The organism is Pseudoalteromonas sp. BSi20439 (assembly GCF_000241165.1).
GTDB lineage: Bacteria > Pseudomonadota > Gammaproteobacteria > Enterobacterales > Alteromonadaceae > Pseudoalteromonas.
In genome coordinates, this window is the sequence record NZ_BADW01000219.1 from 75,891 (window position 1) to 91,562 (window position 15,672).

Annotated in this window: 9 protein-coding genes; 2 read left to right on the top strand and 7 right to left on the bottom strand. The window is 41.5% G+C overall.

Annotated elements, in window-relative coordinates; translation table 11 throughout:
* Positions 1–47 precede the first annotated feature (47 nt).
* The 3 genes from P20439_RS17130 to P20439_RS17140 are packed head-to-tail and all read right to left on the bottom strand — an operon-like array spanning position 48 to position 5,378.
* Positions 48–854: a DUF547 domain-containing protein gene (locus tag P20439_RS17130; RefSeq protein WP_008108885.1), complete on the bottom strand. Its 807-nt coding sequence runs from the start codon at positions 852–854 to the stop codon at positions 48–50.
* A 1-nt stretch (position 855) separates the two neighbouring features.
* A complete protein-coding gene (locus P20439_RS17135; protein ID WP_008108883.1) occupies positions 856–3,009 on the bottom strand; it encodes an FAD-dependent oxidoreductase in 2,154 nt (717 codons plus the stop codon).
* Between the two features lie 17 nt (positions 3,010–3,026).
* Positions 3,027–5,378: a TonB-dependent siderophore receptor gene (locus tag P20439_RS17140; protein WP_008108881.1), complete on the bottom strand. Its 2,352-nt coding sequence runs from the start codon at positions 5,376–5,378 to the stop codon at positions 3,027–3,029.
* 214 nt (positions 5,379–5,592) lie between these two features.
* Between P20439_RS17140 and P20439_RS17145 the strand changes: the two genes are divergently transcribed.
* Positions 5,593–6,006, top strand: a complete 414-nt coding sequence (locus P20439_RS17145) for a hypothetical protein (RefSeq protein WP_008108879.1) — start codon at positions 5,593–5,595, stop codon at positions 6,004–6,006.
* A gap of 345 nt (positions 6,007–6,351) precedes the next feature.
* Here P20439_RS17145 and P20439_RS17150 read toward each other — a convergent pair whose 3' ends face one another.
* From P20439_RS17150 to P20439_RS17165, 4 genes are all read right to left on the bottom strand, one after another.
* Complete coding sequence (locus P20439_RS17150; protein WP_008108877.1) at positions 6,352–8,019, bottom strand: RluA family pseudouridine synthase; 1,668 nt, start codon at positions 8,017–8,019, stop codon at positions 6,352–6,354.
* A gap of 136 nt (positions 8,020–8,155) precedes the next feature.
* The gene (locus P20439_RS17155; RefSeq protein ID WP_008108875.1) at positions 8,156–10,204 is read right to left on the bottom strand and encodes a S9 family peptidase; all 2,049 of its coding nucleotides are present in this window, start codon (positions 10,202–10,204) and stop codon (positions 8,156–8,158) included.
* A 139-nt stretch (positions 10,205–10,343) separates the two neighbouring features.
* A complete protein-coding gene (locus P20439_RS17160) occupies positions 10,344–11,570 on the bottom strand; it encodes a threonine/serine exporter ThrE family protein (protein WP_008108872.1) in 1,227 nt (408 codons plus the stop codon).
* A gap of 122 nt (positions 11,571–11,692) precedes the next feature.
* On the bottom strand, positions 11,693–12,916 hold the full coding sequence (locus tag P20439_RS17165; RefSeq protein WP_008108871.1) for a glycosyltransferase family 4 protein: 1,224 nt from the start codon (positions 12,914–12,916) through the stop codon (positions 11,693–11,695).
* Between the two features lie 274 nt (positions 12,917–13,190).
* Between P20439_RS17165 and P20439_RS17170 the strand changes: the two genes are divergently transcribed.
* Positions 13,191–15,632, top strand: a complete 2,442-nt coding sequence (locus tag P20439_RS17170) for a prolyl oligopeptidase family serine peptidase (protein WP_008108869.1) — start codon at positions 13,191–13,193, stop codon at positions 15,630–15,632.
* Positions 15,633–15,672 lie beyond the last annotated feature (40 nt).

The window sequence follows — 15,672 nt, forward strand, 5'->3', positions numbered from 1 at the left end:
AAATGGCGATACTAAAAAAACACCTTTGCAAGCACACTGTAAAGGCCTTAACGACGCGCATTTAAATCCCAGTTATAGTCTAAAAAGTCTATTTTCATGTCGCCGCTTGTTAATTTTTGTTGTTGGGCAGGCCCTAAATTGAGCGCATCAACATATAGTAATAAAAACTGTGATAATGAATTAGCCCCTCCAAACCCTTTGGTAAAATCACCTTTATACCACTTGAATATAGAAGACAGCTTTAGGGTGTTGCCTTGTAGTTTATTGCGTGACGTATCAGATAAAAAACGCACTGTTTGTTGGTGTAATTGGGCCTCTAGTTTTTTTGCGGTGTAGGCTTCCTCTCGAAGAGCAGGGCAGCCAATGCTGGCGCAATTTACCGCAAAATGAATACGAGGATCGTTGTACTTACCGCTACCTCTGATTAAGTCATGCTCTATGTTATCTAAGCTACGAGTTTTACCCAGCAGAAAAATAAACTCTTTGCTCCACGGTGAGCTAAAAAAACTGCCTAAATCTTTAATTGATTTAAGATCTGGGTATTTTGTTAATATTAGCTCAACAGTAAAAGCGTTATACGCATTAATTAAAAACGCCAGCTGCTTAGGTTTTTCCCATGTATCAAACTCATTTTGCGTAACAGCCGATAACGAATCTAAATAGGTTTTAAGTTCTTTGCGCTTAGCTTTTATTGCTGTGTAATCAACCTCTGTGCTGTGGCCATGATTAATAGCTACAACATGATTGTTTAATAATGCATTCCAGCTGTCATGCATGTTTTGAGCTTTGCTTGCAAACGATGTTGCAAGCAAAGCAGAACCTAACAATAGCGCTTTTAAAGGTGTTTTAAACATATTAGCCTCTGCGCCAGGCGTGGTATTTTTCCAGCATGTTTAGTACTTTTTCAGGTGCGTGAGCGCGTTTCCACTCACCTGCTGCGTATTTATTACCTTCGGCCCATGTTGGGTAGCTATGAATGGTGCCTAATATTTTGTTAAGCCCTAAACCGTGTTTCATTGCTAGTACAAATTCAGCAGTTAAATCGCCAGCGTGCTCAGAAACCACAGTAACACCGAGTATTTTGTCTTTACCTTTAGGGGTGATCACTTTAATAAAACCATTGTTAGCGCTTTCGGTGATGGCGCGGTCTAGCTCTTCAAATTCAAAGCGGGTGATTTCATAGTCTATGCCTTTTTCAATCGCTTCTTGTTCATTTATGCCCACCCGTGCTACTTCTGGGTCAATAAATGTGGTCCAAGGAATAACACGGTAATCTACTTTAAACTTTTTAAACTGACCAAATAAGCCATTTACTGCAGCGTACCAGCCCTGATGAGCGGCTACATGAGTAAACTGATACGGACCTACAATATCGCCTGCGGCAAAAATATTGGGGTAGAGTGTTTCTAGGTATTCGTTTGTGACTACAGTGCGGCTCGTTTCTATGCCGAGCGTTTCAAGGCCATAACCTTCCAAGCGTGCGCTTCGCCCTACGGCGCAAAGTAGCTCATCGTATTCAATATCGATTTCATTGTCGTTGTGTTTTACCACAATGAATTTTTTACCGTTGCGTGCTTCACAGCGCAGTGCTTGGTGTGAGGTTAAAATGTTTACGCCGCTTTGTGTTAACGCTTCGTGAGCAAATTTAGACACCTCTAAGTCTTCTTTGATCATAATGCGTTTAGCCATTTCAATTTGTGTAACATTTGAACCTAAACGCGCAAAGCTTTGTGCCAATTCACTACCAATTGGCCCACCGCCAAGTACTACAAGCTTTTTAGGTGCATCGTCAAGCTTAGCAAATTTGCTCCATAACGTATCACTGGTTACATAGCCGGTTTCTTCAATCCCAGGTAGTGGCGGTACAAATGGGCGTGCGCCAGTGGCAATAACAATAGTACGGGCAGTGAGTGTTTGCGTGCCGCCATCATTTAATTTAATTTCCACCGTCCACGGGTCGATAAGTTTGGCGTAGCCTTTTATTACTTCTACGCCTAAGTTTGTGTAGCGCTCAACACTGTCGTGTGGGGCAATATCGGCAACCACTTGCTGCACTCGTGCCATTACTTTTTTAAACGAAAACTGCGGTGTCGTGTTTTGTAGCCCATATTTTTCAGCTTGGCGCATTTGCTGGGCTACTTTTGCACTTTTAATAATGGCTTTGCTAGGTACACAGCCAGTATTTAAGCAGTCGCCGCCCATTTCTCCGGCTTCAATTAAGGTAACTTTAGCTTTTACGGCAGCAGCAATATAGCTGGTGACTAAGCCGCCTGCGCCTGCACCAATAACAATCATGTTGCGGTCGAATGTTTTAGGTTTAGTGTAGTTTTTATAAACACGGCGCTTTTTTATTGCATTTATTAGGCTTTTTGCAATTAACGGGAATACCCCTAATAACGCAAACGACAAAATTAAATCCAGCGATAAAATACCCGATAAGCTATCTATTTGTGCTAATTGGGTACCAGCGTTCACAAATACAAAGGTACCCGCCAGCATCCCGATTTGGCTTACCCAGTAAAAAGTCCATGACTTAATAGCGGTTAAACCCATTAATAAATTAATTAAGAAGAACGGAAAAACAGGCACTAAGCGCAGCGTAAATAAGTAAAATGCGCCTTCCTTTTCAACCCCAGTATCTATAGCGGCTAAACGTTCAGGAAAGCGTTTTTTTATGGTATCGCGCAATAAATAACGTGACACTAAAAATGCCAACGTAGCACCAATGCTTGAGGCAAACGAGGCAACTAATAACCCTTGAGCCAAACCAAATAATGCACCAGCGGCTAGCGTTAAAATAGCTGCACCAGGCAGTGAAAGCGCGGTCACTAATATATAAAGTAAAAAGAACCCCCCGATCACCAAAAACGGTGATTGAGCTTTGTACTGATCAAATTGCGCCATTGATCCTTTTAACCCGTCAAGGGTAAGGAGCTGGTTTAGGTCATAAAAAAAGAATAAGCCGACACCTATCGCCGCCAGTAATAACAAACTTAGTTTTTTTAACATGTTATCTCTCAAACGGTTTAAAAGTTATGGGTAAGTGTGAGCTTAGCGTTAATTGGTAATTCTGGGAACGCAAGTGTCGCGCCAAAATAGCCACCTTCAAATACAGGACGCCAGTTTTGCTGATCGGTAATATTATTTACATCGAGTCTTAATTTAGTCGCTGAGGTAAACGCATAGCTGGTATTAACATTTAAGGTATGCTGATCGCGAATGTATACGGTAGCCAAAAAATCTAAAGGGTAGCTTTTAGTATACAGGGCAGAAAATCCAGCTTGCCACTGAGAGGTAATTGTATAGTTAGCGTTTAAACTTAATGATTGCTCTGGGATCCCTTGAACTTGACGGTTTGAGGGCGCAAAAGCAGTGTAACTTGGTGCACCTATGCTGTTACCCGCAATAATGTCGGGGCGCGAATTATCAAACGCATCGGCTATTTGCGCTGAATCTTGGCCTGTCGCAGAGTTGTCATAACGGGCATCAATGTAACTGTAGCCTGCGCTTACCCAGTAAGGGTAAGCATCATAAAATACTTGGCTTTCGAAACCGGTTGTACGAATGCCGGTATTGCTACCATCGCGATTACGTAAGCTGCGGCGTTGGCTAAATACAGCAGCATCTGCATACCAGTCGCTTTGTGTTGGCGCATATTTCACCCCTAACTCGACTAAAGTATTTTCCGTAGCAAAATTTTGTGCACTAATTGTATTATCACCACCTAACGTATTACCGCCAGCCATGCTGTTAGAGGTGGCTTCGTTATAGCTTGCTGCCGCATAAGTGGTTAAATCGTCATTTACTGAGTAATTAACGCTCAACTGCGCTGATTGCAGTGTATCGTTAATGCTATCACTAGCCGCTATTTGCCCTTGAGGCGCAATGGGGTCGTGTGCTTCTACATCATAATAATCAACACGATAACCAGCACTAGTACGTAAGCTGTCAGTCCATTGTGAGTCTTGTTGAATGGCAATGCCGGTTTGCCATGAGCGTGAATCTGTAGTGTCTGATAAGTTAAAATCACCACTGCCATCATTGTTGATATCGTACTGACCACCAGGGGATACATATACACCTGGGCGCAGCTCTACCAAACGTGCCTTTTGTGCATCAGTTAATGGAATGCGGCGGTTTGAAAGTGGGCCGGTTAAATCAATAGGTGTGTCGGCTTCAGTAGTAAATTGGCTGTAACCCAATACTTTATTGTAGCGAACATCAACGGCGAATAAGGTTTGCTGCTCATTGCTCCATTGATACGTAAGTTCAGTGCGGTTTTGTGCGGTATCGGCGCCATCAATTATTTCAACAAAACTATTTTGTGCTATTTCTTCGCGCTGCAAATGCTGAAAGTAACTAATGTTTTTAATCGACATCACATCAGACAGTGCGCGCTTATAAATACTATGAACTAAATAAGTGGTCGCTTGATTGAGATTATCAGGGTCGGTAAGCACACGGCTGGTATCTATTTTGACTTGTCCTGTAGGCGATATAATAGACCCTGCGCTAGGAACTGTGCTGCCATTCGCTTGTAACCCTTGACCAGTAATATAAAGATTATGATCGATAAGCGCTTGGGTAGGGCGGTTTATACCAGCGTTATCGGTAAATTCTGTTTGGTACAGTTCAAAGTTAATGTCCCAACTGCTTTTGTCATCCGGTAAAATTTTTAATGCCGCAAACAAGCTATCACTTTGTGTGGCTGAGTAGTCATAATAACTGCCCTGATCAATATGCTCATAGCTAACACGTAAGCCAATTTTATCCTCAACAATCGGTGCGTTGTAATCTACTTGGGCGCTATACTTATCCCAACTTCCTGCAGACACTTTCACATTGCCTTTACGCTGATCAGTTGAGGCTGTTTTAGAGTGTAAGTTTACAAAGCCACCGTTACGTTGGCTTGAACCAAACAATACAGGTGGTGCACCTTTAACTACGTCTATCTGTTCTATCGCATTAAACGACAACGGCACACCAAAACCATTATTACCTGCTTGACGTCGAGTACCATCTTGAAATAACTCACCTAACTGGCCGCGGATAGTCGGTAAGCTTGGTGCACCAAAACCACTGGCCGCGTATGTATTAGGACTTACAGCGAGCACATCGTGCAATGTTGTTATATTTAATTGCTCAATTAAGTCTTTAGAAATAGGGGTCACAGAGCGAGCTATGTCTTGTAAAGCCAGGTTGTCGCCAAAAGGGCCATTTACTGTGGTGTTTTTAATAGAGAGGTTTTTATATTTAAGCGCTTGCCCTGCCACCTCAATTCGCTCAATGGGGTCTGGGCTTTTTGTCTCTGTAGCCTGAGCTGCTAAAGCTACATTTAATAGTGGGGCGAGGGTTAAAGCTAAATACGTGTATTTCAAATCGTGTTTCTCTATTGTTTTATGTTGATGTACACAAAAGACCAAGACAGGTACAAATATCTTTCAATCAATTGCTAATGTTTTTATTTTTTTATCTTAGCGGTTAAATAATAGTGCTTTTATTGTAAAGAGTTTAATTTATTTGAAAATAAAAAAACGATTATACGGTCTTACTTGCCAATTAGTTTATTTATATCTTTTTTAAGGAAATTTTATGACAGATTCAATCAATACAGATGTACAAACTCGTTTGCAATGGTCGCTTTTATCGCTGCGATTAGGGGTCTTTATTGTGATGGTAATGTGGACACTGGATAAATTTGTAAATCCGGGGCATAGCGCCCGTATTTTTGAACATTTTTATGGGATCAGTGGCTCTACCGATACGATTGCTTATATTTTAGGTACATTGCAATTATCGCTAGTGATAGCGTTTTTAGTCGGTTTTAAAAAACGTATTACTTACGGTGCTATTTTTATAATGCATGGACTATCAACGCTGTCTTCTTACAACCAGTACATTGATGGCTTTAATAATTTACTGTTTTTTGCAGCATGGCCGATGTGGGCTGCGTGTTTTGCGCTTTATTTATTACGCGATCAAGACGTAAAATTTACTGTTAAATAATAAGCAAAAAAAATGGTTATAAGCGTTAGCCTATAACCAATAAAGTACACAGGGAGTGTAGGAAGTTCTGTTGCACACAGTAAGCGCTTAGCAAGCCATTTACTGTGTGTGACTAAAAGCACTTATTGGTGCTTTAAGTTGCTGTAACAAATACGTACAATAATAAAAGCAAAGCTAATGCCAATTTTTAAATACTTGAATTTCATTGGTATTTATATTTTTTGGATTGTGGCTTTGCATAATGCAGGTAAATTTTTCTATATTGCAACGGTAAAAGTTACCTACTTTGCAATATGAAAAAATGGCACTGTTTTAGAATCCGATTCGACTAAAAGCAGCGCTGATTTAAAAATCAGCGGCTACTTCAAATTCTAATCGTTCATGACTAATAGGATGGGTAAAAGCTAAATACTCGGCATGCAAATGCAGTCGTTCTGCCTTTTTACCGTAGTGAGTGTCGCCCACAATGGGTGTATTTAACCCTAAGTGGTGGGCACAGTGAACACGCAACTGATGAGTACGTCCTGTTTTTGGGTAGAGTTGTAAGCGGGTGGTATTATTTTTACGTTCCAGTACCTGCCATGTTGTTAATGACGGCTTCCCTGTTTTGTCACACACCATTTGCCGTGGCTTATCATCAAAATCAAGCACTAAAGGTAACTCTATGCTGCCACTTTCAGCAGCAATATTACCCGCCACTAAAGCAACATAACGTTTTTCTACACTACGCTCTATAAACTGTTTTTGCAGTGCTTTATGCACCCGTTTATTTAACGCAATCATTAACAGCCCTGAAGTCGACATGTCTAATCGGTGCACAATAAGTGGCCCCGAAGCGTGTGGGAACTGAGTTTTGATTCGCATATATACCGAATCGTCAATATTAATGCCTGGCACAGATAAAAATTCAGCAGGTTTATTTACCACCAACAAATCATCGTCTTGATAAACAATCGTTAGGTCTTTTCCCTGTGCAGGGTTGACCAAGAGCGGGTTGTTTTCAACATTTAATCCCTCTAGCATATGCCCTAAAATAGGCTGGCATTTGCTGTAGCACGAAGGGTAATAATGTAAATGATGTCTGATTGCCGATTTAGGCGGTGCGCCCCACCAAAATTCGGCCATAGCCAGCGGCTTTAAATTATGTTTATAGGCATATTGTAATAATTTTGGCGCTGCACAATCTCCCGCACCTGAAGGCGGTGTGTGCTCGGGCAGTTTGGCAAAAATGGCGTTTAAATCGGTCACTTCGCCGTTTGCATTTAAAAACTGGTACTGAGCGAATAGCTTTTTTTGTAAGTTTTTAGAGAGCACTTTACGGCGTTTTTTTAATCCGTTAATTTCATCATTTATTGTTAGTTGGGCTTGTTCAAGTGCAGTAATACGTGTTTGCCACTGTTGCTTTAATGCTTGTAGTTGTTTTTTCTCAACAATGCTCTGCCCAGCTAATTGGTTCTTCAGTTTTTCAAACTCATCATTATTGAGTTGTTCGCCGGCGGCTTGCCGTTGCTGTTTTCGCTGTTTTCGAGTTACTTGCATCGCTTGCTGCTTGGCGATAAGTTGTTGCTCATAGTGTTGGCGAGCAGTCACTAACTGTTGCTCAATTTGTTGATAATTATCACTGTTTTGCAAGGCTGTAATTTGCGCATTAATATCGTTAATCACTTGGCTCTGCTGACTAAATTCTGCATCGTCTATATGTTTAAGTGCCACATTTGGCGCAAAATGCAGTTGCTCATCTATCCCCGCTATTTGCCCCGAATAGGCGCTAATAAAGCCTAGCTGTTGCGACTTATCTTGAACGACCAATACGCCAAACATTTTACCGGCATCAATATCATCTGTATCTAAAATAGCCTTATCTAGCTTGTTTAACTGTAGTTGTAATTGTTTTGCAGCGGCAATGGCCAGCGGATGGGGTTTATAATAAAAGGGAAATGTAAACTGATCAGGCAGTGCAAGATTATCTATATTTTCATTAAAAGTGGTAAAGCAGCTAGCAGGGTTTGACATGGCAATGGTGTGATTAGCAGTTAACAGAATAATGAGTCAGAGTGTAACATAAGCTTTGCTGTGCCACTAAGCATGCCCGGTAATACAAACAAAAAGGCCAACATATTTATGTTGGCCTTTGGTATTAAGCTAATACTTATTTATTGGCGTCTTTCACTGCTTTTAACTTAGCGGCATGGTCAATTTCAAATGCAGGCATGTCTTTTTTGCCTTCCATTAAGTAGTTGTCCATCCAGCGCATTAAACGCAAGCTGTAATCGTATTGTGCTGCTACTTTACGGTTACCATGGCCTTCGCCTGGGTAGTAAACAAGGCGTACATCTTTACCTTGCACTTTCATGTAACGGTAAAGTTCCATAGATTGTGCAGGGTGAACGCGAGGATCGTCTTTACCATGCATAATAAGCAGTGGCGTTTCAGATTGACCTGCCCAGTAAATAGGGCTGCGCTCTAAGTACCATTGCCATTTGTCCCATGGGTATGAACGCGCATGAACTAGGTTCATTTCGTTTGAAATATCAGTAGTACCAAATTTAGATAGCTGATTAGTTACACCCACAAACATAACGCTGGCAGCAAAGTGCTCGGTTAGCTTTGTTGCGCCCCACGCTGATGCATAACCGCCGTATGAGCCACCGGTAATACCAACACGTTTAGTATCAACTAATCCCATATCAACAAGGTGATTTTTAAAATCAACTAAGTCGTCAAACTCTTTACCTGCGTAATCGTTTTGACCTAGTTTAGAGTAATCTACGCCTTTACCCGTTGAACCACGGTAGTTAGGGTAAAATACCGCGTAACCACGGGCAGCACCCATTTGACCAGGGCGCGAGTAGTTAGTTACCCAGCCGTTTTTATCATGGCTTTCAGGACCACCGTGTACCGACATAATTAGTGGGTAGCGTGTGCCTTTTTCATAATCGAGTGGGTAAACTAGTACACCATCAAGTTCTACACCGTCACGCGCTTTAAGGGTAATTGTTTCTTGTTTAGCAAAGCGTTTGTCGTTTAACCAGCTGTTTGAATCTGTTAAACGCTTTGCCTTGTTACTGCGCACAATAAAGACTTCGTTAGGGTGTTTTGCCGTGTTACCACGAAGTGCTAGGGTTTTATCTGAATCAGAAACACTTAGCTGTGAGGCAATAAATTTGCCTTCTTTTACGAGCTTCTTGTATTTGTTAGAGCCAGTTTTAATGCTCGCAACAAAACTTTCAGTGCCTACATTGGCAATAAAGTTAAGGGTGTTACGTTTGTGCGACCATTCAAAGTCGACAACGTGGCCCATAAAGTTAGGTAACCATTCTGTGATTTCTGCAGTTTTAGTATCGGCAATAAATAAACGACCAGTTGCAGGGTCGTGCTTATCTTCTGCACCTAAAATAGCAATGTATTTACCATCATGCGACAGCTCAGCATCGCCTAATTTACCTTCAGTTTTAAATGACAAGGTAACTTTATTGCTAGCAATATCAAATAAATGCCACATTGATTTTGTGTATCTGTCGTCAATTAAAGCTGTAGGTTGAGTCTTAACCAGTAGCTTTTCACCATCAGCAGCCCAATTAACGTCACTTACGTAGTTATCAACATTGAGTGCAGTTGGAGTAAGTGGCTTGTCGGCTTTAGCTAAATCTACAATAAAAAGCTGCTTGTTTTTAAGGCCTTGCTCGTACACTTCTGCTTTAAAGCCAAGCTTTTTTAGTTCTTTTTCTGACTTATCAGCAGCTGGCATTGCTAAAATAGCAACTTGCTTGTTATCAGGGCTTAACTGATAGCTTGAAATAGATGTGCCTTTTAATGACATAACCGCTTGTGCTTGGCCGCCATCAACAGGTATTTGGTAAAGCGAAGTATATTTGTCGTCTTTTAATTTCGCTAAAAAGTAAATTGTTTTGCTGTCGTTTGACCATTGTAGGCTTTTAATATTAACCGAGCCGGTAATAAAAGGACGTTCAACACCTTCATCATCAACAACGTAAAGCTCACTGTAATTACTGCCATTTTCGTCAACGTAAAGCGTGCGAGGTAACGAACGAGTAAATGCAACAGTGTCGCCATCGGGGCTAACGCTTGTTTGTATTACCGATTTTACTTTTGGAATGTCTTCAACAGTGATTGCTGATTGCGCAAATGCAAGTGAGCTTGAAAGCCCAATTGCTATCGCTAAGCTAGTTTTTAGCATTGTTATTTCCTTTGCTTTATTAGATTTCAGCCATTATAGCAAGGTGTTCCCAATATACTAAAAAATGCGATTAATCCTCAAAAGAGGGCGTTTAATGAAGGCAATAATGCTATGGCGCGGTGTGAAACCGCGCTTAATGTTATAGACTTTTTTTAGGAGGAAGTGCTACGTTAGCAAAAATGAGTCCGGCCACCAGCGACATAAAGATTAAAAACGTTTGTTGACCAATGTGCTCTGCATAAACAAAATCTTGCCCTTCAATCAGTGAGTTCAAACCAATATACGTTTTGCTACCAGGTACTAATACAATTAGGCCTTGCATAGCCACAATAGAGGCCGGGGCATTGGCAACACGATTAAATAAGTTACTAAACACACCTACAGAGAATGCGCCCACAAAGGTACCCAGTGTGTAATCTAAGTACATGGCAGAGCCAATACTAGTGCCATAGGCAATAAAGCCAGAGGCTATAGACCAGGCTGCGTGTTTAAACTTGGTTCTAAATATCACAATTAAGCTGCTACAGAGTAAGAATATGGCTAACCATGCAGTCCACTTTGGTAACGGCTCAGGTTGTACGAAATCGGTTTGACCAAATAAGGCAAAGCCAATAGCAATACCAATAAAAGCCCCAAAATAGAGCTTAAACAGCAACATAAACGAGTCCATCACGCGTGCTGTGCCCGAGACTAAATGCCGGGCTGCCAGTTCAGCTAAGCCAAGTGCAAGGGCTAAACCGGGTATAAACACAATAATGGCAGAAAGCACAATTAACCGAATATTAATGTGTGCATCTAAATGAACGCTAATAGCACAAGCAAGAATGGCCGACACTATCGCCACTAGTGGCTCAAGCATGTGAGCCACACGTTTCGAACGGGCCGACCACAATACAAATAAGTAAACAATAAAGGTTAATAAACCAGACCAAATAACATCATTCCAACTGGTGCCCATTAGCATTGCAAATGCACCGCCAGAGGTGGCAAAAGCGATACCGGTTATGATTTTGTTATAAGGGTTTGGCGCCTCAAAAATGATATCAAGTTGCTGATCAACCTCTTGCAACGTGAGTTCACCATTGAGCATTTTATTAACTAGGTCATCGGTATCCGCAAGTGAACCTAAATCGTGATCGCCTGGGTCAACCCGGGCAACATGGGTATATTCATCTTCATGACCATCCGTCCAAATAACAAAGGTAACCGACGTTGGAGACATAACAAACGAGGATTTAAGACCTAAATAAGTCGCCACTTCCATTAAGTGGGCTTCTAAGCGATAGGCAGGTGTACCGTATTTATGGAGCATCTTGCCCAATTTAACGATAAATTTGCGTTTTTCAGTAAACGTTGCGGTTTTCAAATTTGTTTTGAACCAACTATTAAATAACTAAGCTAAAAATATAGGCAATAATGCTAAAATTGCCCAAGTTTATTTGCGGCGATTTTAAACACAAATCGCCGCCTGTCTAGTGATTTTTAATGTTATTTTTTATTTTTTTCTGCTATCCACTGCGACATATATTGTGTGCTGCGCATGGTATGGTGTTTGAGCATTTGGCCTGTGAAATTTTTCATCCGGTGAGCATCTAAATTACTGCTTATTGAGTCGATTTTTTCAATTAATTGAGCACTTAACTGCACTTTGTCATACAGGGTATTAAGTAGAAGGTTGCCAGCGGCTTGCGCTTCGCTAAATTTAGCCTCGTTGTTGTATAAAGAGACGGCGGCATCTGCAAAAGCTTGCGCATCTGCTGTTACCACACCTGGCCACGGTAATGTGTTGTGCATACCTTCGCTGCCAATAGGCGTGGTGATGCTTGGGGTTTGCATGATCATGGCTTCTAATAGTTTACCTTTAATACCCGCCCCAAAACGTAAAGGGGCTAAGCAAATACGTGCGCTTTGCATTACTTCATATGCGTCATCGGCCCAGCCTTTAATTAAAAAGCCGGTTTTAGGATTATTAAGTGCGGTGGCTTTTGGTGGCGGGTATGAACCATAAATATGCAGTTCTGCCTGTGGCAGTTGTTTACGGATAAGCGGCCAAATTTTTTGTAAATAAAGCACCGCATCCCAGTTTGGGGCATGTCTGAAATTACCAATGGTCATAAAGTGTTGGCGTTGTTGATACGATTTAGTTTGCTCAGGTAAGGCGCTTAAATCAACCATAAATGGTAAATGATGCAACACACTAGGCTCAACATTAAACACTTCATTGAGTAGCTCCATCTCATAGCTTGAGATAATTAAGCTGAGATCGCAGCGTAAAATAGCGGCTATTTCACGTTTAGCTATGTCTGATAGTAAATCGCTGTGGTTAAATTCACGCTCACCTTTATGCGCTTCATGGCGAGCATTGCGAAGGCATTGTAGATCTTCGGTATCTAAAATTTTAAGCGCATTAGGGCAATGCTTATCTACGCGCCAGCCAAACTGCTCTTCCATCATAAAACGGTCAAACATCACTAAATCGGGATTGTAAGCTTTTATATAGTCATCAAAGCTATCACAGTTTAGGGCAATACTTTGGCTAGTGATACCAAAGTCGGTAAGGTTAACCATGTGATCGGTAGGTTGTGCAGGCGTGGCAAATTCAACATCCCAGTTTTGCGCTTTAAATGCATTAAGTAACGACATCATATGCGTACCTGCAGCAGACGAATTGGGCTCTGGCCATACATAGCCAATTACCAGCACTTTTTTCATTGGCTAGATTCTCTAATTATTTGATGGAAAAACAGACTCAAACACAGTGGTATATTTTTAAAAGCTGTAACGGTATTTAAAAAGCAGAGTATGATTTCGAAAAACTAAAATGCTGCAAATTAATGGACATAAACAACCAATTTTAGCGTTGAGTAAATAGGCGTGTATTTTAGCGTATTCAGGCTACTTAAGTCATTACTTAGCTTAACACTTTATGAATGGTGCAAAACGTGTTTATATATCCGGTAATATTCAAAAATAAAAAGGATAAAACATGAATGCTTTTAGGCTGTTAATTGCCTTTGTTGGCTGTATTGTTTTGCTACCTGCAAGCTATGCAGAGCAAGGATATCAAACTCCTTCCCCAGAACTGGCTGCATTAGTCGATGCTAAGTTAGCCCCTACTAGCTCTTTATCAAACGATGGCCAGTGGTTGGCTTTGTTTGAACGTAAAAGAGTGGTCTCGTTAGATGAGCTTGCAAAAGAAGAACTTAAATTAGCGGGTATTAAGTTAAACCCTGCTAACTTTTCTCGCTCACGGGTAAGTGCAAAGTACAGTGCTTTAGAGCTTAAGCATGTACAAAGTGGTACGGTGGTTAACGTAAATAACTTGCCGCAGGGTATTATTCGTTCCCCTCGTTGGTCTGCAACTAGCGAGTACTTAGCGTTTATTGTGGAACAGCCAGAAAATGCACGACTTTGGATTTACAATGTTAAAAGTAAACAAGCAAAGCAGTTAAGTGAGTATCCACTTAATTCTACTTTAACAAGTACCCCTTATGAGTGGTTACCCGATAGCACAGCGATTGTGGCTAATTTAGCGGTTAACTTAGACAAACCAAGATTAACCAATGATACTCAAAGCACAGTACCGGTTATTCAACAAAGTACCGGTGAAAAAGCCCCAGCGCGCACTTATCAAAACTTATTAACTAGTCCGTTTGATGAAGCGCAATTTAAGTTTTACGGACAAGGGCAGCTAGCCTATATCACCTTAGATGGTAAAGCGCAGAAGATTGGCGACGCCGGTTTATTTAAATCGTTTTCAATCTCTCCTGATTCTACTAATTTATTGGTTGCTACAATAGACGAGCCATTTTCGTATCAAGTACCTTACAGCCGCTTTGCAACCACATGGGAAATATGGGGGATGCGTGGTTTTGCATTATTAGAGCTTGCTAAGCAACCCCTTGCCGACAACATTCCACAAGGGTATGACAGTGTTCGCACTGGACGGCGTAATTTTGAGTGGCGTGCCGATCAGGGCGCAGAGGTTATTTGGGCCGAAGCGCAAGATGGCGGCGATATGAAAACTGAGGTTGAGCACCATGACTACCTTTATAGTTTACGTGCACCGTTTAAACGCGAACCTAAATTATTTGCAAAGGTAGAGCGCCGTTTTGCGGGTATAGAGTGGGGTAATGACAACATTGCCATGCTAAGTGATTGGCGCTTTAGTGACAGACAAGTACGTACTTATGTTATTCAACCCCGTAATGCCGATAGCAACCGTGTGCTGTTTTCAGAGCGTAGTTACAATGATGCTTACAAAGATCCTGGCAGTACCATATATGAGCGTAATGATTTAGGTTCGCGTGTTATAAAAGTGGTAGGCGGACGTTACATTTACCTTCGTGGTGATGGTGCATCTGAGCAAGGGAATATTCCATTTTTAGATCAATACGATGTAAAAACAAACAGCACTAAACGACTATGGCAATCGGCTGCACCTTACTATGAGCGGGTGCGTGCTTTATTAGACGATGAAGGTAAGCGCATTATTACTATTCGCGAGTCTAAAACGCAGCAGCCCAACTTTTTTATTCGTGATTTAGATAGAGATACGTTAACGCAACTGACTCAGTTTGAGCATCCGTATCCAGCATTTAAAGGGGTGACTAAAGAGCAATTACGTTACACCCGCGATGACGGTGTTGAACTATCGGGTACGCTTTATTTACCGCCAGGGTATGATAAAACACAAGGGCCTTTACCTGTATTGATGTGGGCATACCCACTTGAATATAAAGATAAAGCGGTTGCCTCACAGGTGCGCGAATCAGAATACGAATTTACCTACATTGGTTATTGGGGTCCAATGCCTTATTTAGCTAAAGGAATTGCAGTATTCGACGATCCTAAAATGCCGATTGTAGGTGTTGATGGCAGTGAGCCAAATGATCACTTTAGAAAACAGCTGGTTTCTAGCGCCAAAGCAGCGGTTGATGTACTCGTTGAAAAGGGCATTGCAGATAAAAACAATATTGCCATTGCAGGGCACTCTTACGGTGCATTCATGGTGGCTAACTTATTAGCGCATAGCGATTTATTTAAGGCAGGTATTGCCCGCAGTGGTGCGTATAACCGCACATTGACGCCGTTTGGTTTTCAGGGTGAAGAACGTGATTTTTGGCAAGCACAAAGTGTGTACGCTAACATGTCGCCGTTTTTCCATGCTGAAAAAATTGACGAGCCTATGTTAATGATCCACGGTCAAGAGGACCCTAATTCTGGAACTTTCCCAATGCAAAGTGAGCGTATGTACGCAGCACTTAAAGGCTTGGGTAAAGAAGCGCGTTTAGTGATGCTTCCTTACGAAGCCCACGGCTACCGTGCCCGTAAAAGCTTATTACATGTACTGTGGGAGCAAGAGCAGTGGCTTGATAAGTACTTGTTAAGTGATAACGAAGTAGACACTGAAACAACAGTAAATTAATTTGCTAAGAGTTTCGAGCTCAGGGCTTCGAGGTTTGGCG

What these genes read in the sequence shown, in the direction of transcription:
- P20439_RS17130 (WP_008108885.1), bottom strand. Translation starts at nt 854, where the DNA reads ATGTTTAAAACACCTTTAAAAGCGCTATTGTTAGGTTCTGCTTTGCTT.
- P20439_RS17135 (WP_008108883.1), bottom strand. Translation starts at nt 3,009, where the DNA reads ATGTTAAAAAAACTAAGTTTGTTATTACTGGCGGCGATAGGTGTCGGC.
- P20439_RS17145 (WP_008108879.1), top strand. Translation starts at nt 5,593, where the DNA reads ATGACAGATTCAATCAATACAGATGTACAAACTCGTTTGCAATGGTCG.
- P20439_RS17150 (WP_008108877.1), bottom strand. Translation starts at nt 8,019, where the DNA reads ATGTCAAACCCTGCTAGCTGCTTTACCACTTTTAATGAAAATATAGAT.
- P20439_RS17155 (WP_008108875.1), bottom strand. Translation starts at nt 10,204, where the DNA reads ATGCTAAAAACTAGCTTAGCGATAGCAATTGGGCTTTCAAGCTCACTT.
- P20439_RS17165 (WP_008108871.1), bottom strand. Translation starts at nt 12,916, where the DNA reads ATGAAAAAAGTGCTGGTAATTGGCTATGTATGGCCAGAGCCCAATTCG.
- P20439_RS17170 (WP_008108869.1), top strand. Translation starts at nt 13,191, where the DNA reads ATGAATGCTTTTAGGCTGTTAATTGCCTTTGTTGGCTGTATTGTTTTG.